We start from the raw sequence: 18,630 nt of genomic DNA, 5'->3' as shown, positions 1-18,630 counted from the left end.
GGAGGCATCGTGGGCGCTTACGAGGAAAGCTACCGGCGCAGCCTGGACGATCCGGAGCAGTTCTGGCTCGAGGCCGCACGCGCGATCGACTGGACCAAGCCACCCACCAGGGCGCTGGATTCCGCACACGAGCCGTTCTACCGCTGGTTTCCCGACGGGGAGCTGAACACCGCGCACAACGCGCTGGACCGGCACGCCGACGGCGGCCGCGGCGAACAACCCGCGCTGATCTGGGATTCGCCGGTCACCGGGCAGCAGCGCCGCTACACCTACCGCGAGCTGCGGGACGAAGTCGCGACCTTCGCCGGGGCGCTGGCGGCACTGGGCGTCACACGCGGCGATCGCGTGATCCTCTACCTGCCGATGATTCCCGAGGCCGTGGTGGCAATGCTCGCCTGCGCGCGGATCGGCGCGGTGCATTCGGTGGTGTTCGGCGGGTTCGCGCCGAAGGAACTGGCCGCACGGATCGAGGACGCGAAGCCAAAGCTGATCCTCGCCGCGTCGTGCGGGATCGAGCCGACGCGGGTCGTCGAGTACAAGCCGATCGTCGACGCCGCACTCGCGCTCACCGAACACCAGCCGGAGCACGTGGTGGTGTTCCAGCGCGAGGCAGCGGCCGCGGAGCTGTCCGGTACCGATCTCGACTGGATCGATCTGGTGGAGGACGCCGAACCGGTGGACCCGGTTCCGGTGCGGGCAACCGATCCGCTGTACATCCTCTACACGTCCGGCACCACCGGGAAGCCGAAGGGCGTGGTACGCGACACCGGCGGCCACGCGGTCGCACTCGCCTGGTCGATGGGCGCGATCTACGACGTCCACGCCGGCGACGTGTGGTGGACCGCCTCCGACGTGGGCTGGGTCGTCGGGCACTCCTACATCGTCTACGCACCGCTGCTCGTGGGCGCAACAACCGTGCTGTACGAAGGAAAACCCGTCGGCACCCCGGATGCCGGCGCGTTCTGGCGGGTGCTCGCCGAGCACCGGGTGCAGGCGCTGTTCACCGCGCCGACGGCGTTGCGCGCGGTGAAGAAGGTCGACCCGGACGCGGCCGAGCTGAAGAAGTACGACCTTGGCGAGTTCCGTACGCTGTTCCTCGCCGGCGAGCGGCTCGACCCGGAAACGTACCGCTGGGCGCACGAAATCCTCGGCACGCCGGTGGTCGACCACTGGTGGCAGACCGAAACCGGCTGGCCGATCGCGGCGAACCCGCGTGGGCTGGAACCGCTGCCGGCCAAACCCGGTTCGGCGACGAAACCGGTGCCGGGCTGGGACGTGCGCATCCTCGGGCAGGCAGGCGATGAGCTCAGCGCCGGGCAGGAGGGCGCGATCGCGCTGAAGCTGCCGCTGCCGCCCGGTTCGCTGCCCACGCTGTGGGGCGACGACGAGCGGTACCGCGAGGCGTACCTGTCCCGCTATCCGGGCTACTACCTCACCGGTGACTCCGGGTACCTCGACGAGGACGGCTACCTGTTCGTGATGGGCCGCACCGACGACGTGATCAACGTGGCCGGGCACCGGCTGTCGACCGGATCGATGGAGGCGGTGCTGGCCGCGCACCCGGCGGTGGCGGAATGCGCGGTGATCGGCGTGGCAGATCAGCTGAAAGGCCAGGTCCCGCGCGGATTCGTGGTGTTGAAGGCAGGCGTGGACGTGCCGGAGGACCGGCTGCGGGACGAGCTGGTGGCCTTGGTCCGCCGCGACATCGGCCCGGTGGCGGCGTTCCGCGACGTGTCCGTGGTCGCCGCGTTGCCGAAGACCCGCTCGGGGAAAATCCTGCGCAAGACCATGCGCGGCATCGCCGACGGCCGCGACGAGCCGATCCCGTCGACCATCGAGGATCCCGGGGTGCTGGACGCACTGCGCACGGTGCTGCGGCCCTGACCGCCACCGTGCACCGGCCCGTCGAGCGGACCGGCCCGGTGAACGGGAACCCGTCCGTTCGGCTGTTGTCCCATCCCCCGCAAGTGGTCTATACCTTTTAGCGTTCACCCGGTTCTCTGGAGGTGCGCTGTGCGGAAGACGTGGTCGAAGGGTGCGGTCGGGGTCGCCGTTGCCGGACTCGCCGTGACCGGTGTGCCTTCGGCCGCTTCGACGGAGGTGGCCACACCGGAGCGGCAGGTCACCGACATCGTGCCGGTCCCGGTGCAGGCGCACGCCGATCCGGACGCGAATTTCCGGCTCACCTCCGAGACCGTGATCCAGGCCGGCGACGGCACCGGTGACGTGGCCGGCTATCTGCGCGGATTGCTGCAGCCGGCCACCGGCTACTCGTTTCCGGTGACGTCGGCGAGCGCCGGGGGCCCGGCGATCTCACTCGAACTGGGGCAGGCCGATCCGCGCGTCGGCACCGAGGGGTACCAGCTGGCCGTCACGAAGTCCGGCGTCCAGCTCCAGGCCAACACGGCCACCGGATTGTTCGAGGGGGTGCAGTCGCTGCGTCAGCTGCTGCCCTCGGAGATCGAAGCGAAAACGGTGCAGGATCTCGAGTGGACAGTCGCCGGCGGCACCGTGCTCGACTACCCCCGATTCGACCGCCGCGGCGCGATGCTCGACCTCGCCCGGCATTTCTTCACGCCCGCGCAGGTCAAGCGGTACGTCGACCAGATCGCGCAGTACAAGATCAACACCCTGCACCTGCACCTGTCCGACGACCAGGGCTGGCGGATCGAGATCAAGAGCTGGCCACGGCTGGCCACCGAGGGCGGCAAGGGCGCGGTGAACGGCGATCCCGGCGGCTACTACACCCAGGACCAGTACCGCGACATCGTCGCTTACGCCGCGTCCCGGCACATCACGATCGTGCCGGAGATCGACCTGCCCGGCCACACGAACGCCGCACAGGCCACCTACGCGGAGCTGAACTGCGACGGCGTGGCCGTCCCGCCGCGCACGGACACCGAGGTCGGCTACAGCTCGCTGTGCATCGGCTCGCCGACCACCTACCGGTTCGTCGAGGACGTGCTCCGCGAGCTCGCCGCGATCACCCCCGGCAGGTACCTCGGCATCGGCGGCGACGAGGCGCAGTCCACCTCCGACGCCGACTACCGGAAGTTCTACGACCGGGTCAGCCCGCTGGTCGCCAAGTACGGCAAGCTGATCACCGGATGGCACGAGATCGTCAAGACCGAACCGCCGAGCTCGGCCGTCCCGCAGTACTGGGGACAGGGCGGCGCGGACGAGGACGTCGCGGCAGCGGCCGCGCGGGGCACGAAGATCCTGATGTCGCCTGCCAACCACGCCTACCTCGACATGAAGTACGACGCCTCGACGCCACTCGGCCAGGACTGGGCAGGACTGGTCGAGGTACGCGACGCCTACGACTGGGACCCGGCGGACCTGGTGCCCGGCGTCGGCGAGCAGTCCGTGGCAGGCGTTGAAGCTCCGCTGTGGACGGAGACCGTCCGGACCAGTGCCGACATCGAGTACCTGGCCTTCCCGCGATTGCCCGGAGTCGCGGAGATCGGCTGGTCACCGCAGGCGGCCCGAAACTGGGACGGTTACCGCGCCCGGCTGGCGAAGCAGGCCTCACGCTGGCAGGCACAGGGCATCGGCTTCTACCGGTCCCCGCAGGTCGACTGGCCCTGATCCAGCCGGGCGGCGAACGCACGGCGCGCCAGCCGATACGGTTCGGCGCCGCCGTGCAGCACGGCGTCCGCGTTGGCCGCCCGGCCCAGCGCGTGCAGTTCGAAGGCGAGCAGCTCCGGATCCGCGTCGAGGTGCCCGGCAGCCACTGCCTCGGCCGCGCTTTCGCGTAGTTCGGCCAGGAAGGCCCGGCCCACCGCGGCGATCGCGTCCCGCACACGGCCCGGCCGGGCGTCGAACTCGGCGCTGACGTTGAAGAAGAAGCAACCGCCGGGGAAGATCCGCTTTTCCGAATAGGTCAGCCAGTTTTCGCACAGCGCCCGCAGCCGCGGCAGCCCGGCGGCAACTGCCTGCGCGGGCGTGCCCACGTGTGCGCGGAAGATCCCTTGTGCGGTTTCGATCGTCGCGAGCTGAAGGTCCTCTTTGGAGCCGAACAACGCGAACAAACCGCTCTTGCTCAGCTCCAGTTCCGCGGCCAGCCCACCGATCGACAACCCGGCGAGACCGTGCACGGAAGCGTCGTCCACCGCACGGCGCAGTACCAGGCTGCGCGTCGCGTTTCCCCGTGCGATCCGGCCGTCAACCGGCACGACGCGCCAGCCAGCGATCCACTGTGGACATATAACCGCGGCGGTAGGACTCGGCCAGCGCGGGAGTGGCCAGAACCCGGCCTGCCAGGTCCAGCGCGGCGTCGACCCGCTCCGGGGGCAGCTGCGCGTAGTTGATGTGCGCGATCACCACCACGTCGGCCACGGTGGGTCCGGCTGCCCGTTCGACCACCTCGACCGGACCGGCGGTCGGCACCGCGCCGGGCTTCAGCACCCGCAGGTACCAGCCGCTGCGGCCGGTGTCGATCATCGTCGGCGCGACGTCCTTGCGGCCGATCCGCATCGCGAGCTTGAAACACGGGCTCCGCGGCTGCGAGACCTGGACCAGCGCGTCACCCCACGCCCACACGTCCCCGATCCGCACGTCGTCCTCCGCCGCGCCGGACAGCGACAGGTTCTCCCCGAAATCACCCCTGGTCACCGCGAACCCGTCGGCCACCCAGTCCGCGTAGTGCCCGGCCGGATAGACGTAGACCGCTTTGTCGACCCCGCCGTGCACGGTCAGGTCGGCTTGCCGGTCCCCCGCCAGGTTCAGCTCGGACAGCGCGAGCTCCGGCACCGCGACCTCGGCCTTCCTGATCGCGCTCAGCACCGGCCGGTCGCGCTGGTAGCCGAGGAGACCGGGCTGACCCACGTAGACGTTCTCCAGCGACAGCATGACGCTAAAGTAGCACGACCGTTCGGACACTTAAATGGGTTTCCGGCCGCCCGGCGGACGAGGTCGGCAGCGCGACCTAAGCTGCCCGGACATCCGGTTCATCTCGGGAGGCAACCGCGTGATCCCAGCCGACCTGCTCGCCGAGGCCACCGCGCACGTCGATGCCGGCAGGTTCTTCACCGAATTGGCCGCCTTGGTCGGGTACCCGACGGTCAGCGATCACCCGGACGGCCGCGCGGCCATCGAGGCCTACCTCGACCAGGCTCTCGTCCCCGCGCTGACCGAGCTCGGCTGTGAAACCGAGGTCCACCCGAACCCCGATCCGGCCGGCGGGCCGTTCCTCGTCGCAATCCGGCAGGAGGCACCCGATCTGCCGACGGTGCTGTGTTACGGCCACGCGGACGTCGTCGACGGGCACACCGGGCAGTGGCGCGAAGGTCGCGACCCGTGGACGTTGAGCGCGGACGGCGACCGCTGGTACGGCCGCGGTGCCGCGGACAACAAGGGCCAGCACCTGATCAACCTCACCGCGCTGCGGCTGCTGCTCGAGCACCGGGGTTCGCTGGGGTTCAGCCTGAAATTCCTCTTCGAGACCGGCGAGGAAACCGGTTCACCCGGGCTGGCCGAATTCGCCGCACAGCACCGGGACCTGCTGCGTGCCGATGTCCTGATCGCCTCCGACGGCCCGCGCCTGGACGCGGCGACGCCGACGCTGTTCCTCGGCGCCCGAGGCGCCGCCCGGATCGCCCTCGACGTGGACCTGCGCCCGGACGGCTACCACTCCGGCAACTGGGGCGGGCTGCTGCGCAACCCCGCGACCACCCTCGCCGGGGCGATCTCGTGCCTGGTCGACGGGCACGGCCGGATCCAGGTGCCCGAACTGCTGCCCGCCGAACTGCCGGACACCGTCCGGACCGCGCTCGAGGGCGTCACGGTCGCGAACTCCCCGGGCGACCCGGTTCCGGACGAGGGCTGGGGTGCGCCGGGGCTGACCCCGGCGGAACGGCTGTACGGCTGGAACACGCTGGAAGTGCTGTCGCTCGGCGCGGCCGACATCGAGCGTCCGGTGAACGCCATCCCCGGCCGTGCTCGGGCGATGCTGCAGCTGCGCCACGTGACCGGCACCGACGTCGGCGGCGCAGCCGAGGCGATCACGAAACACCTTGCCGCACGGGGATTTTCCATGGTCGGGGTGACGGTGGAGAGCACCTTTCCGGCCAGCCGGACCCCGGTCGACGATCCGTGGGCCCGGTGGGCGCACCGCACGCTCGCCGAGGTCGTCACCGGCCCGGTCGCGCTCTTGCCCAGTTTCGGCGGCGGCCTGCCCAACCACGTGTTCACCGACGTGCTCGGCCTGCCCACGCTCTGGCTGCCGCACTCCTATCCGGGCTGCCTGCAACACGCGCCGGACGAACACCTGCTCGCCCCGGTCGCCCGCGAAGGGCTGGTGCTCGCCACCGCGCTGTTCCACGCACTCGGGCAACGCGGGAAGGCCGCCCGGCGCTGAGCACCGGGCGGCCTTCGGCGCAACCTCAGCCGTTCAGTTCCGCGGTTTCCTCGTCGCTGAGCAGTCGCGAGCGGATCAGGAACCGCACGCCCTCCGGGGCTTCCAGGGAGAACCCGCTGCCCCGGCCCCGCACCACGTCGATGGTGAGGTGGGTGTGCTTCCAGTACTCGAACTGCGGTCCGGACATCCACACCGGCACGGCCTCGATCCCGTCCACCGCCAGATCGCCGAGGTGCACATCGCGTTCGCCGACCTTGAACTCGCCGACCGGGTAGCACATCGGGGCGCTGCCGTCGCAGCATCCGCCGGACTGGTGGAACATGACCGGGCCGTGGGCGGGCACCAGCTGCCGCAGCAGGTCCGCGGCAGCCGGTGTCAGATCCACCCGTTCGGCCATCAGAAGAAGCCCAGCGCCTGGTCGGAGTAGGAGACGAGCAGGTTCTTCGTCTGCTGGTAGTGGTCCAGCATCATCTTGTGGTTCTCCCGCCCGATCCCGGACGCCTTGTAGCCGCCGAAGGCCGCGTGCGCCGGGTAGGCGTGGTAGTTGTTCACCCACACGCGACCCGCCTGGATGTCCCGGCCGGCACGGTAGGCGGTGTTGCCGTCCCGCGACCAGACGCCGGCACCCAGTCCGTAGAGGGTGTCGTTGGCGATCTTGAGCGCGTCCGCGTAGTCGTCGAACTTCGCCACGGACACCACCGGGCCGAAGATCTCCTCCTGGAAGATGCGCATCTTGTTGTCGCCCTCGAACACCGTCGGCTGCACGTAGTAGCCGCCGGAGAGGTCCCCACCGAGGTCGGCCTGCGCGCCGCCGGTGAGCACCTTGGCGCCCTCCTGCTTGCCGATGTCGATGTAGGAGAGGATCTTCTCCAGCTGGTCGTTGGACGCCTGCGCGCCGACCTGGGTCTCGGTGTCGAGCGGGTTGCCCTGCTTGATCTTGTTGACCCGGGCCACGCCGTCGCCGAGGAACTGGTCGTAGATACCGGCCTGGATCAGCGCCCGCGACGGGCAGGTGCAGACCTCACCCTGGTTCAGCGCGAAGAGCGCGAAACCCTCCTGTGCCTTGTCGTAGTACGCGTCGTTGGCGGAGGCCACGTCGTCGAAGAAGATGTTCGGGCTCTTGCCGCCGAGCTCCACCGTGACCGGGATGATGTTCTCGCTGGCGTACTGCAGGATCAGCCGTCCGGTGGTGGTTTCCCCGGTGAACGCGACCTTGCGCACGCGGTTGCTCGACGCGAGCGGCTTGCCCGCCTCCACGCCGAAGCCGTTGACGATGTTCAGCACGCCCGGCGGGATCAGGTCGCCGATGATCGAGAGCAGCAGGTGGATCGACGCCGGCGTCTGCTCGGCGGGCTTGAGCACGATCGCGTTGCCCGCGGCGAGCGCGGGCGCGAGCTTCCACACCGCCATCAGGATCGGGAAGTTCCACGGGATGATCTGGCCGACCACGCCGAGCGGCTCGTGGAAGTGGTAGGCGATGGTGTTCTCGTCGATCTGCGAGATGCCGCCCTCCTGGGCGCGCAGCGCACCGGCGAAGTAGCGGAAGTGGTCGATGGCCAGCGGGATGTCCGCGGCGAGGGTCTCGCGGACCGGCTTGCCGTTCTCCCACGCCTCGGCGACCGCGATCTTCTCGAGGTTCTGTTCCATCCGGTCGGCGATCTTGAGCAGGACGCCGGCACGCTCCTCGACGGAAGTGCGGCCCCAGGCCGGTGCGGCGCCCTCGGCGGCGTCGAGCGCCCGCTCGACGTCGGCGGCCGTGCCCCTGGCGATCTCGGTGAAGGTTTTTCCGGTCACCGGTGTCGGGTTTTCGAAGTACTGCCCGCCTGCCGGTGCGACGTACTCACCGCCGATGTAGTGGTCGTAGCGGGTTTCGTAATCGACGACAGCGCCGTCGGTGTTCGGTGCGGCGTAAACGGCCATCTTTGCCTGCCTCGTTGCGGTCGGTGACGGTCGATCGCGAAGCTAGCGCGGGCAACGTTGCACGGACGTTGCAGTTTTGTGAAGTGGGTCTCTACCCTGGAGTACGTGGCGGAGCCGCCAGAGAACGACATGTTGCGCGATCCGGAGTCGTACGCGCGGCTACTTCAACGTGTCCACGACGCAGTGCTCACCGGCATGCCCGCACCACGCTCGCCGCGTTCGGTGGTCTCCGAGTCCTGGGAACGCTCGCTCGCCGCGCAGGTCGACCCGGAGGACAGCGAGGCCCCGTTCATCTTCGAATCGGCCGAGCTGAACGATCTGCGCGCGCAGCACCCGCTGGCCGCGGTGATGCCGCTGCTGCGCGAAACGCTGGTGACCATCGCCGACGACGCCGAGCACATGATGGTCGTGACCGACGCGGACGGCCTGGTCCTGTGGCGCGAAGGGGCCACCGGCGTGCTGCGCCGTGCGGACAGCCTCTTGCTCGCCGAGGGCACCCGATGGAGTGAAGAGACCACCGGCACGAACGCGATGGGCACCTCGCTCGCCACCGGCCGCCCGGTCCAGATCTACTCCGCCGAGCACCTGGTCCGCCGTTATCACAACTGGACCTGCGCGGCGGCGCCGGTGCGCGATCCGGACACCGGCGTACTGCTGGGATCCATCGACGTCACCGGTCCGCTGCACACCGTGCATCCGGCGATGCTGGCGCTGGTCACCGCCAGCGCCCAGCTCGCCGAAGGCAGGCTGCGCGCCCAGCTGGCGGTGCGGGACGAGAAGGTCCGGCGGGCCAACATGCGCCATCTGGAGGCGCTCCGCGGCCGTCCCGGCGCGCTGCTTTCCGCGGGCGGCCGGGTGCTGGCCACCGAGGCCTGCCTCCTCCCGTCCACAGTGGAGGTTCGGCGGGGCGGTGGCACGGTGACCCTGCCGGACGGCCGGATCGCGACCCTCGACCCGCTCGACGAGGGCTACTTGCTCCGGGTGGCCACGGCAGGATCGCCCACCCGGCGGCGGCTCACCCTCGAATATCTCACCGACGGCACCGGTTCGACCACTGTGGACGGACGGGACATCCCGTTCACCTTGCGCCACGCGGAATTGCTCACACTTCTCGCGCTGCGTCCGCGGGGCCTGTCGGCCGAGCAGCTGGCGTTGCAGCTCTACGGCGAGAGCGGCAACCCGGTCACCGTGCGCGCGGAGATCCACCGCTTGCGCACCCAGCTCGGCACCGGCGTCGTGCAGACCCGGCCGTACCGGTTGGCGGCCGAGGTCAACGCGGACTTCCTGCGCGCCCGCACCGCACTGCGCCGGACCGACGCCCGCGAGGCCACGCGCTGTTTCCGCGGACCGCTGCTGCCCGAATCCGAGGCACCGGCGATCCTCGAGGAACGCGAGTCGATCACTGCACAGGTCCGCCAGCTGGCACTCAACAGCGGCGACCCGGACGCGCTGTGGTCGTTCTGGGAGACCTCCTGCGGCGCCGACGATCTGGCGATCCTGGAAGCACTCAGCACCACCCTCGCCAGCACCGACCCGCGGCTGGCAGTGGTACGCGCCCACCGCGCGCGGCTCGACTGACTGTGCGGATTTCTTTCGCAGCCTGACGATGCTCGGCCACCGTTGGCGACCGAACGCAGCTGGACGCTCCATCGCAGCGGCCTGGCTCCGCCGCCGAGCAGTTCGCGATGCGGTTCGATTACTTCCCGGTGGTGAGTCCGCGGTGCTCCGGCGAATTCCGTCGGCCGCGGAACGAGCGGTACTGCGCGCCACCAGACCACCGCGGCCTGGATTGACTGCACCGGCGGTACGCAGAAGAGCCCGGTGCGGCTGGGTTTCCACTGCGTGGTCGGCCCGTCAACGGCGATCATCACTCGGCGTGGCACGTACTGGGCAAGAAGGTCACCGTTCGGGGCGAACGCAACGTTCGAATGAACCGGGCGTGGTCGAACTGCGCTTACCGATCCGGAGTTTCGAGTGGTGCTCCACTCGGGCCCGGTGCGAGGTTTTCCCGGAATTTCCGGCATCGCGCATTGCGCACCGGCCGCATGGTTTCACCGGATCGCCGTGGCGGTTTCCCGGATCGCAGCGTCGACCGGGCGCGCGCGGGCAGGTTCGACGTAGAGCTCCCGCAGCAGCAACCCGCCGAAATGCTCCACTTTCAGCCCCGGTTGCTTACCGCTGAGGCGGCCGACCTGCCCGCCGAGCCGGAACATCGCCCGCACCGGCCAGGACGGCACCGGCCACACCCGGCGGGGCCGCCCTGCCGCACCGGCCATCCGGCCGAGCAGGTCCTCCCACGACAGGTTCTCTTCGGCCGCCGGCACATCCGCGCCCGACGCCTGCTCCAGCGCGTCCGCAGCCGCGATGCCGACGCCTCGCGCACTCGTGGTCGCAGTACCGCCGACAGGCGCGAAGAGCGGCGCGGCCGAGCGAACCCACTTCACCACCGGCACTGCCCACTGCGGTACCCGATCAGCCGCTGCACCGAAGACGAACGGCACCTCGATCATCGCCACCGGCAAGTCCGGGCCCGCCGTCTCGCGCGCGACGCGTGCCTGTTCCAGGCGGCTATCCACGTACGGATGCTTCGCCGCCAACCCCCACTCAGGGTGTATCCGGTCGAAGTATGTGTAGTACGACGCAAGCACAGCTGCCCGCGTACAGCCCGCTTCGCGCGCCGCGCGCAACAACGCGGCGACAGGTGCGACGTTGCCCGCGTACAGCCGAGGCTCGACAGGTCCTTTTCCAACCGCACGGTCGTCCATCCCGCCCGCGAAGACCACGCCGTCGTGACCTTCGGACAGCGCACGCAGCTCATCATGAGACGCCTTCGCAACGTCGACCACGCTGTCGACGTCCTCGCGCGCTGTGCGCGCCACTGCGGTCGTCTCGTGTCCTCGCGTCCGTAGTTCGTCGAGCACGTGCCGGCCCAACAGGCCACTGCCACCCACCACCAGGATCTTCATGCCGAAGATCCTCTCAGGTAGACAGCGTCTACCTGAGTTTGATAGACAGTGGCCACCAGATGAATCAGAGGTTACGGGGAGTTCGACATGGGTTACCGCACGTTCGTCGCCGTCGGCGACAGCTGCGCCGAGGGGCTGGACGACCCGTATCCCGACCGGAGCCAGTACCGCGGCTGGGCCGACTTCGTCGCGAACCGGCTGGCCATGGACGAACCCGGGTTCCGCTATGCGAACCTCGCCATCCGCGGGCGGCGGCTGGACCAGATCACGGTGGAGCAGCTGCCCGCCGCGCGGCGGCACGCGCCGGACCTGATCGCACTGTTCGGCGGCGGCAACGACGTGCTGAGCCGCGGCTGGGACGCGCGCACGGTCGCCCGTCGCGTGGACACCGCGATCCGCCAGTGCGCGGAAATCGCACCGGCCGTCGTCACCTTCACGTTGAGCGACCTCACGCACCGGATGCCGCTCGGCAGGCGGATGGGCCCGCGGGTCACCGCGCTCAACGACGCCATCCGCGAAGCATCGGTCAGCTACGGCACGACCCTCGTGGACCTCTGGCCGGACCAGGCCGCGCACGATGCCCGGTACTTCGGCCCGGATCGGCTGCACCTGTCCGAGGCGGGACACCTGCGGGTGGCCGGGCACGTGCTCGACCGGCTCGGCGTGCCGCACGACGGCACCTGGCTGCAGCCGCTGCCGGGGCCGCCGGGACAGCCGAGCCCGCTCGCCGATCTTCGCTGGCTGTGGCAGGAGGTCCTGCCGGTAGGGCTCACCCGGCTGCGCAACCGGCTGACCGGCCGTTCCCCCGGCGACGGATTCCTGCCGAAGCGGCCCGAACTGCAGCCGGTGGCGTTCTCCGAAGCACCGGTCTGAGAGCACCAGGATGAGCCCCGCATTGACTACCCGGCAGCGGTTGATCCGGACTGCCTCGGAACTGCTCACCGGCTCCGGCGTGGAGGCCGTGACGTTGCGCGGTATCGCGAAGGCGGCGGGAGTGTCACACGGCGCTCCGCTGCGGCACTTTTCCGGTCGTGCCGAACTGCTGTCGGCCGTCGCGACGGTCGGCTTCGACCAGTTGCTCGACCGCGGCACGCGCCTGCCGACAGGTACCCCCCGCGAGCGCGTCACGGCGGCCTGCCATGCGTACGTCGACTTCGCAGTCACCAACCCGGCGATGTTCGAGCTGATGTTCCGACGCGACCTGATCGATCCGGACGAGCCACAGCTTGTCGCAGCCAGCAGTGCCGTTTTCGACTACTTCGCCGAACTTGTGCGCCTCGATCTCGAAGAGGCGAGCGTGAGCCGCGTACGGCCGGGGACAGATCCACGGCTCGTCGCGGCCTCGCTGTGGGCTGCGTTGCACGGGCTGGCGCAGCTGTGGCTGTGGGGCGGATTGGCGGGAGCCAGCTTCGCGCCTTCGCCGGAAGCAGCGCTCGCCGTGACGCTCGATGCGTACCTGGGCTCGTAGCCGTTCGAGGCTCGGCAGAGAGCCGCACCGGGGTTTCTCCCCGCCCCGGGGCTCTCCGCCGAGCTGCGGGAATGGGTGACCATTCGCAGATCAAGATAGCGGCTCGTTGCTCCGTACGGATCCACCCGCAGCCGCATCCGGCCGTAAACCCTGGCGGTATGCGCGCTACCGCGGCTGCGGTAGCAAGTTGGGAAAGTGCCGGTCAGGAAGGTAGTTTCGGCGCGTGCTGGTGTTCGGGGAACGGGTCCTGCGCGCACTGCGGGCGCGGCCGGTCCTGGCGGACACGCTGCTGGCCGTCGCGGTCGCGCTGTTCCTGCTCGCCGGTGCCGCGGTCCACCGTGGTCAACTGGGCGAGCTGCCCGGCCCGTTCGGGCTGGCGCTGGCCGCAGCCGGCGCTCTGCCGCTGCTGGTGCGCCGGCGGTACCCGATCAGCGCGCTGCTGACGGCCACCGTCCTGATCGGGGCGTTCTCCCTGTGCGGGTTCCGGGCGACGCTCGGCCGCCCGGATCTGCTCATCGCCGCGTACACGGTGTGGGCGCGGTATCCGGTGCGAACGGCTTGGCCACCGTCGCTGTTCGCCGCAGCCGGGTACGAAGTGACCATGCTGCTCGGTGACGGGACAAACCCGTTGACCGACACCGTGATCGCCGCCCTGCAGAGTTCCGCGACCGTCCTGATCGGACACTCCGTGTACGTGCGCGCGAATCGCCTTCGCGAGACTGCAGAACGTGCCGAGCGCGCGGAACGCGAAGTGGAGCTCGAAGCGCAGCAGGCCGTTGCCGAGGAACGGCTGCGCATCGCGCGCGAGCTGCACGACGTGGTGTCCCATCACCTGTCGGTGATCTCGGTGCAAGCCAACCTCGCACAGTACGTTTTCGGGTCCGCACCGAACACTGCGCGCGACGCGCTCGACACAATCACCGGTACCACCACCGAAGCGCTCGACGAACTGCGTCGCCTGCTCAGCGTGCTACGGCCGCCGCACCAAGAGGCAAGTGAGTACCGACCGCAACCCGGGTTGAAGGACCTTCCCGCTTTGGTCGACCGTCTGAGCGACGCAGGACTCACTGTGCAACTATGCATCACAGGCACCCCACGTTCGCTCCCTTCGGGACAACAGCTGTGCGCCTACCGCGTTGCACAAGAAGCGCTCACGAATGTGTTGAAGCACGCCCCCGGTGCCGCTGCCGAACTGGGTGTGGACTACCTCGGGGACGCACTGCGGTTGCGCGTCACCGACACCGGCGGCACGTCGGCACCGGTCGGCAACCCTGCCGGGCACGGCCTCGTCGGCATGCGCGAGCGGGCCCGTATGTACGGTGGCGAGATCGAGATCGGCCCCCGCGAACCGGCGGGGTTCGCGATCGAATTGACCCTGCCGTACCCGGCCGCCGGGCGGAAAGCCGGAGAACCGACGTGACCACTGTGCTCGTGGTGGACGACCAGGACCTGATCCGCGCGGGTCTGGTCGCACTGCTCGGCGCCGCGCCGGGCATCGAGGTCGTCGGCGAGGCACGGGACGGGAACGAGGCGGTGGCCGAAGCCGTGCGGCTGCGGCCAGAGGTGGTCCTGATGGACATCCGGCTGCCCGGCCTCGACGGCGTGTCGGCCACCGGCCGGATCCTTGCCGGTCCCGGCACCGGCAAGCCGCGAGTACTGATACTCACGGTGTTCGACCTGGACGAGTACGTGTACCGAGCACTGTGCGCGGGCGCGGCCGGGTTCCTGCTCAAGGACAGCCCGCCGGACACGCTGATCTCCGGCATCCAGGCAGTGGCCCGCGGGGACATGCTGTTCGGCCCGACGATCACCCGGCGGCTCGTCGAGGCGTACACGCACACCCCGCCGAACGAACCGGCCCCCGCACTGGCCGGACTCACCGATCGCGAGCTGGAAGTGCTCCGGCTGGTCGGCACCGGCATGCCGAACGGGGACATCGCGCGCGAGCTGTACGTGAGCGAAGCGACCGTGAAGACGCATCTCAACCGGCTGATGACCAAGCTCGGCATCTCCAGCCGGGCACAGGCCGTGGTGGTCGCCTACGAGACCGGGCTGGTGCGGCCGAATCGGTAGCCGGGCGGCAGGTCGAGCCCGAATTCCCGGTGCAGCGCGGCTTTCGCGGCGTACCACCCGCACATCCCGTGCACACCGGGACCGGGCGCGGTGGCCGCGGAACAAAGGTAGACACCGCTCAGCGGAGTGCGGTGCGGGTTCCAGCGCGCGATCGGGCGGGCGAGCGCCTGCCGCACGGTGACAGCCGTCGCCGCAATGTCGCCACCGACGTAGTTCGCGTTGTACGCCTCCAATTCGCTCGCCGGCACAGCGCGCGAAGCGCGGACGGTATCGCCGAAACCGGGGGCGAACTGCTCGATGCGACGCCGGACGACCTCAGTGGCGTCGAGCGGATCACCGTGCGGCACATGGGCGTAGGCCCAAATCGGCTGTTTCTGCGGGAGCCCGCGCGACGGGTCCGCCGCCATCGGCTGGGCGAGCAGCACGAACGGATCGGGTGCACGTCTCCCGGCGGCCACGGCGTTCTCCGCGGCGTACACGGCTTCTCGCGTTCCTCCGAGGTGGACGGTTCCGGCGTGGTGCAGCTCCGGATCCCGCCACGGGATCGGCTCCGACACGAGGAAATCGACCTTCGCTGCAGCCGGTCCGTACTTGACCCGCTGCAGTGCCCGGCGGTATCCGTCCGGCAACAGCGACGCCGCGATGTCGAGGAAACCGCGTGGCGCGAGGTCGAGCATTACGACGCGTGCGTGCGCGAGCTGTCGGAGATCTGTGACGCGGGCGTCGGTGTGTACGCGGCCACCGTGTGCGCATAGGTCGGCCACCAACGCGTCGGTGAGCGTCTCGGAGCCGCCGCGCGGGACGGGCCAACCCGTGGTGTGTGCGAGATGTCCTAGCAGGACTGCGATTCCGCTGCCCACTGGCGACGGCAGTCGGCCGAGTGTGTGTGCCGCCAACCCTGCGAGCAACGCCTGCGCTTCCGTGCTCCGGAACGCTCCGGTCCCGAGAATGCGCGAAGCCAGCAACGCCGCCGTACGGGGTTGCGGAAGGTGCCTGCGATCGCCGAGAAGCGCCTCGGTGACCTCATCGGTGTGCGCGACGAGCGGCGTCATGAAGCGGCGCCAACGCGCACTGTCGACGCCAAGACGGGCACAGGTGCGTTCGAGATCTGCGTACGCGATCGCTGTGCGGTGCTCGTCGATCGGATGGGCGTAGGCAACCTCGGGATGGCACAGCTCGACGCCGTGCGCCGACAGATCGAACTGCCGGAAGAACGGCGACGCAGCCGCCATCGGATGGACCGCGGAGCACACGTCGTGCACCACGTCGGCGTCGAACAACCGCGCCGAGCGCGCGCCGCCGCCCGGCTCCACAGCAGCTTCGTACACCGCCACTGACAGTCCCGAGCGGGCGAGCAACACCGCCGCGGCCAGTCCGTTCGGACCTGAACCCACGACAGCGGCGTCCAGTGTGCGAGTCCGCGACATGCCCCGAGCGTAGGCCTTCGGCGACGGAGGGTGCCCGGTGCCGTGGCCGAACACCTGATCGAATATTGTCGTACCCCACGCCTACCGTGGGACCCCACGCCGGCCCACCCGGGCCGCACCCGCCAGAGAGGGGGATCATGCCCGACTACGACTCGCAGCTGGAGCGCGTGCGCAAGCTGCTGGCGAAGGCCGAGGACCCGGGGGTCACCGCGGAAGAAGCGGAGCTGTACAACACGAAGGCCGCGGAGCTGATCGCCCGCCACGGCATCGACGACGCGGTGCTCGCCGCGGCCGGTCAGCGTAGCGACGAGATCACTGTGCTGAAGCTGCCGATCGACAACCCGTACAGCCGCGACAAGGCGAGCCTGCTCACCAGCATCGCGTACCCGCTGCGCTGCCGCACCCTGCTGCACCGCGTGGGCCAGGGCGTCGAATCCGTCACCGTGTTCGGTTTCCGCTCCGACCTCGCCAGAGTCGAGCTGCTGTTCACCAGCCTGCTGCTGCAGGCGAGCACCCAGCTCAACCGGGTGCGTCCCGAGCCGCGCATGTTCCACGAGTCACTGGCCGCCTACCGGCGCACCTGGCTGCACGGCTTCGCGCGCGCGGTACACGAGCGCCTTGACCACGCCGAGGCGGAAGCCGCCCGCACGCACCGCCCGACGGCCCCGGGACAACCGTCGGCGGAACTGATCATCCGCGACCGCACGGCGGTGGTACAGCAGGCTTTCGACCGCGAGTACGGCGACCTCCGCACCGCCACCCCACGCCGTCTTTCCGGCACGGGCTACCGAGAAGGCCACCGCGCAGGCACCCGGGCAACCCTGGACCCGGCCGCACTGACCCGCCACCGCCCGGCCCTGCCCGCCCGCTAGACAACAACCGGGAAAGCAGCTTCCAGCACAGCTGCCCGCCAACCCGTGCCCACCGCGGCACCCCGGCCGACCACCGCAACCGCCACCGGAGGCCCGCACCGCAACCGCGTCACCGGGACCCGCTCGCTGGAGCCCGGTCGCCGGGACCACCGGAACCCGGTCACCGATGCCCGGTCGCAGCGGCCGGTCGCCGGGGTCCGGTGATCAGGATCCGGTCGCCAGGACCAGGGCACCGGAACCCGCTCACCTGAACCGGTAGCCAGAGCCCGCTCGCTGGGACCCGGCACGCCACGGCCACCGGAACACAGTCACCGATGCCCGGTCGCCGGAGCTCCACCGCGCCCGCATCCGCCAGGCCCAGCATCTCCTGGAAACCACCCGCCACTCCGTGGAACGCATCGGCAGCCAAGTCGGTTTCGGCTCGCCCACCGCATTCCGCGACCGCTTCAAGAAGACCACCGGCGTCAGCCCCAATACCTACCGCCGCAGCTTCAGCTGACCTCGCCGGTCCCTTTCATCCGCGTCGCCGCGAACCTTGCGGTGGCCGACGTCGGTCCGCTACCCGCGGGCCCATTCCGGTAGCCACACCCCGGCGTCCTGTCGCCGGTCGGGCACCAGGTGGTCACGCAGTTTCGCCAGCGCCGGATGTGCGTGTTCGCGTCGCCACAGCATCGAGTGCGGGTACACCGGCGTCGGGTCGACGACCGGGATTCGCCGCAGGGCGTAGCCGGGTGGCCACACGTACCGCGAGCCGATGCCCACGAAAGTCGCCAGGTCCGGCGACGCGGCAAGTTCGTCGAGCAGTGCATCGTTGCCGAAATCCGGGCCGGCCACGTCGATCGAAAGCCCGAAAGCGGCCGACAGCTCGGCGTAGTACGCCGCCCATTCGGTGCCGGGCGCCATTCCCGGCATCCAGATCCGGTACCCGGCCAGGTCCGCCGGAGTCACCGAAGCCGCGGACGCCAACGGGTGCCGCGGGCCCACGAGCACCTGGTGCCGGTCGTCGTACACCCGTGCGCTCACCACCCCACCCGGCCGTTCACCGGCGGGCACCGCCCGGAACGTCACGTCCACCACGCCTTCCGCGACGGCGGCGACCGCACCCGCCGCGTCCAGCTCCGGCAGGGTCACCACGTCCAGCTCCACCTCGGGGTAAGCGCGGTGGAACTTGCGCAGCAACGCCGACGGCGCAATCCGGCGGTTGAGCACGTCGACCCGCAGCGGCCGTCGCCCCGGACGGACCGCGGCGACGGCTCGTTCTCCGGCCAACAGCAGCGCGCGGGCGTGGGGCAGGAAGGCCCGACCGTCATCGCTCAGCCGCGCACCGCGCGCAGTGCGCGTGAACAGCCGCACGCCGAGTTCACGTTCCAGCGCACCGACCCGCTTCGACACCGCCTGCTGGGTGATCCCGAGCTCGAACGCGGCTTCCTGGAACTGCCCCTCGTCCACCACGGCCACGAAGGTCCGCACGAATTCCAGTTCCACGGCGCAATCCTAAGACCGAATCCCATTTGGCCGTGTCGGCAGGGCGAATGGGCGGGGTGGC

16 protein-coding genes and 1 pseudogene are annotated in these 18,630 nt (G+C 70.0%); 10 read left to right on the top strand and 7 right to left on the bottom strand.

The window, feature by feature from the left end:
• Window positions 1-9: 9 nt before the first annotated feature.
• Window positions 10-1,884 (top strand): propionyl-CoA synthetase, encoded by a 1,875-nt coding sequence (locus tag ABD793_RS35155; protein WP_344867651.1) that lies wholly within the window; start codon window positions 10-12, stop codon window positions 1,882-1,884.
• Window positions 1,885-2,013: 129 nt separating this feature from the next.
• The gene (locus ABD793_RS35150) at window positions 2,014-3,588 is read left to right on the top strand and encodes a beta-N-acetylhexosaminidase (RefSeq protein WP_425548824.1); all 1,575 of its coding nucleotides are present in this window, start codon (window positions 2,014-2,016) and stop codon (window positions 3,586-3,588) included.
• Here the strand turns inward: ABD793_RS35150 and ABD793_RS35145 are convergent.
• Together ABD793_RS35145 and ABD793_RS35140 are read right to left on the bottom strand one after the other, a co-directional pair.
• Window positions 3,558-4,175, bottom strand: coding sequence for a TetR/AcrR family transcriptional regulator (locus ABD793_RS35145; protein ID WP_344867649.1), 618 nt, complete (start codon window positions 4,173-4,175; stop codon window positions 3,558-3,560). The genes ABD793_RS35150 and ABD793_RS35145 overlap by 31 nt on opposite strands.
• Window positions 4,165-4,851: an MOSC domain-containing protein gene (locus ABD793_RS35140; protein WP_425548823.1), complete on the bottom strand. Its 687-nt coding sequence runs from the start codon at window positions 4,849-4,851 to the stop codon at window positions 4,165-4,167. The genes ABD793_RS35145 and ABD793_RS35140 overlap by 11 nt, the downstream gene beginning before the upstream one ends.
• A gap of 118 nt (window positions 4,852-4,969) precedes the next feature.
• On the opposite strand from ABD793_RS35140, the gene ABD793_RS35135 reads away from it, so the two are divergent.
• Window positions 4,970-6,358 (top strand): M20 family metallopeptidase, encoded by a 1,389-nt coding sequence (locus tag ABD793_RS35135; protein ID WP_344867647.1) that lies wholly within the window; start codon window positions 4,970-4,972, stop codon window positions 6,356-6,358.
• A gap of 25 nt (window positions 6,359-6,383) precedes the next feature.
• On the opposite strand, the gene ABD793_RS35130 is transcribed toward ABD793_RS35135, so the two are convergent.
• Together ABD793_RS35130 and exaC are read right to left on the bottom strand one after the other, a co-directional pair.
• The gene (locus ABD793_RS35130) at window positions 6,384-6,755 is read right to left on the bottom strand and encodes a DUF779 domain-containing protein (protein ID WP_344867645.1); all 372 of its coding nucleotides are present in this window, start codon (window positions 6,753-6,755) and stop codon (window positions 6,384-6,386) included.
• Window positions 6,755-8,278: an acetaldehyde dehydrogenase ExaC gene (exaC, locus tag ABD793_RS35125; protein WP_344867643.1), complete on the bottom strand. Its 1,524-nt coding sequence runs from the start codon at window positions 8,276-8,278 to the stop codon at window positions 6,755-6,757. The genes ABD793_RS35130 and exaC overlap by 1 nt, the downstream gene beginning before the upstream one ends.
• A gap of 129 nt (window positions 8,279-8,407) precedes the next feature.
• On the opposite strand from exaC, the gene ABD793_RS35120 reads away from it, so the two are divergent.
• Window positions 8,408-9,856: a helix-turn-helix domain-containing protein gene (locus ABD793_RS35120; protein ID WP_344867767.1), complete on the top strand. Its 1,449-nt coding sequence runs from the start codon at window positions 8,408-8,410 to the stop codon at window positions 9,854-9,856.
• Window positions 9,857-10,329: 473 nt separating this feature from the next.
• On the opposite strand, the gene ABD793_RS35115 is transcribed toward ABD793_RS35120, so the two are convergent.
• A complete protein-coding gene (locus ABD793_RS35115; RefSeq protein ID WP_344867641.1) occupies window positions 10,330-11,244 on the bottom strand; it encodes an NAD-dependent epimerase/dehydratase family protein in 915 nt (304 codons plus the stop codon).
• Between the two features lie 87 nt (window positions 11,245-11,331).
• Here ABD793_RS35115 and ABD793_RS35110 point away from each other — a divergent pair, with 87 nt between their 5' ends.
• The 4 genes from ABD793_RS35110 (at window position 11,332) to ABD793_RS35095 (ending at window position 14,785) form a co-directional block, all read left to right on the top strand.
• The gene (locus ABD793_RS35110) at window positions 11,332-12,117 is read left to right on the top strand and encodes an SGNH/GDSL hydrolase family protein (protein WP_344867640.1); all 786 of its coding nucleotides are present in this window, start codon (window positions 11,332-11,334) and stop codon (window positions 12,115-12,117) included.
• A 22-nt stretch (window positions 12,118-12,139) separates the two neighbouring features.
• The gene (locus ABD793_RS35105) at window positions 12,140-12,712 is read left to right on the top strand and encodes a TetR/AcrR family transcriptional regulator (RefSeq protein WP_344867766.1); all 573 of its coding nucleotides are present in this window, start codon (window positions 12,140-12,142) and stop codon (window positions 12,710-12,712) included.
• Between the two features lie 223 nt (window positions 12,713-12,935).
• Window positions 12,936-14,132 carry a sensor histidine kinase gene (locus tag ABD793_RS35100; RefSeq protein WP_344867639.1) on the top strand — a complete coding sequence of 399 codons (1,197 nt, stop codon included), beginning with the start codon at window positions 12,936-12,938 and terminating at the stop codon, window positions 14,130-14,132.
• Window positions 14,129-14,785, top strand: a complete 657-nt coding sequence (locus ABD793_RS35095; protein WP_344867638.1) for a response regulator — start codon at window positions 14,129-14,131, stop codon at window positions 14,783-14,785. Before ABD793_RS35100 ends, ABD793_RS35095 begins: the two co-directional genes overlap by 4 nt.
• Here ABD793_RS35095 and ABD793_RS35090 read toward each other — a convergent pair.
• Window positions 14,752-16,212, bottom strand: a complete 1,461-nt coding sequence (locus ABD793_RS35090) for a phytoene desaturase family protein (RefSeq protein ID WP_344867637.1) — start codon at window positions 16,210-16,212, stop codon at window positions 14,752-14,754. The genes ABD793_RS35095 and ABD793_RS35090 overlap by 34 nt on opposite strands.
• Before the next feature lie 137 nt (window positions 16,213-16,349).
• On the opposite strand from ABD793_RS35090, the gene ABD793_RS35085 reads away from it, so the two are divergent.
• Together ABD793_RS35085 and ABD793_RS35080 are read left to right on the top strand one after the other, a co-directional pair.
• Entirely contained in the window at window positions 16,350-17,084 is a 735-nt protein-coding gene (locus ABD793_RS35085; RefSeq protein ID WP_344867636.1) for a DUF2786 domain-containing protein, read from the top strand.
• Window positions 17,085-17,415: 331 nt separating this feature from the next.
• A pseudogene (locus ABD793_RS35080) lies at window positions 17,416-17,583 on the top strand (helix-turn-helix domain-containing protein); the annotation flags it as partial.
• Window positions 17,584-17,642: 59 nt separating this feature from the next.
• Here the strand turns inward: ABD793_RS35080 and ABD793_RS35075 are convergent.
• Entirely contained in the window at window positions 17,643-18,569 is a 927-nt protein-coding gene (locus tag ABD793_RS35075; RefSeq protein WP_344867635.1) for a LysR family transcriptional regulator, read from the bottom strand.
• Between the last annotated feature and the right edge of the window lie 61 nt (window positions 18,570-18,630).

Source organism: Amycolatopsis ultiminotia, from assembly GCF_039536925.1.
GTDB lineage: Bacteria > Actinomycetota > Actinomycetes > Mycobacteriales > Pseudonocardiaceae > Amycolatopsis > Amycolatopsis ultiminotia.
Note: the sequence above shows the minus strand (reverse complement) of the source record. Positions and strands in the feature narration are given on the sequence as shown.

Bases quoted from the DNA above. Each gene is read 5' to 3' on its own strand.
- ABD793_RS35115 (WP_344867641.1), bottom strand. From the start codon at position 11,244: ATGAAGATCCTGGTGGTGGGTGGCAGTGGCCTGTTGGGCCGGCACGTG.
- ABD793_RS35130 (WP_344867645.1), bottom strand. From the start codon at position 6,755: ATGGCCGAACGGGTGGATCTGACACCGGCTGCCGCGGACCTGCTGCGG.
- exaC (WP_344867643.1), bottom strand. From the start codon at position 8,278: ATGGCCGTTTACGCCGCACCGAACACCGACGGCGCTGTCGTCGATTAC.
- ABD793_RS35110 (WP_344867640.1), top strand. From the start codon at position 11,332: ATGGGTTACCGCACGTTCGTCGCCGTCGGCGACAGCTGCGCCGAGGGG.
- ABD793_RS35090 (WP_344867637.1), bottom strand. From the start codon at position 16,212: ATGTCGCGGACTCGCACACTGGACGCCGCTGTCGTGGGTTCAGGTCCG.
- ABD793_RS35140 (WP_425548823.1), bottom strand. From the start codon at position 4,851: ATGCTGTCGCTGGAGAACGTCTACGTGGGTCAGCCCGGTCTCCTCGGC.
- ABD793_RS35085 (WP_344867636.1), top strand. From the start codon at position 16,350: ATGCCCGACTACGACTCGCAGCTGGAGCGCGTGCGCAAGCTGCTGGCG.
- ABD793_RS35120 (WP_344867767.1), top strand. From the start codon at position 8,408: ATGTTGCGCGATCCGGAGTCGTACGCGCGGCTACTTCAACGTGTCCAC.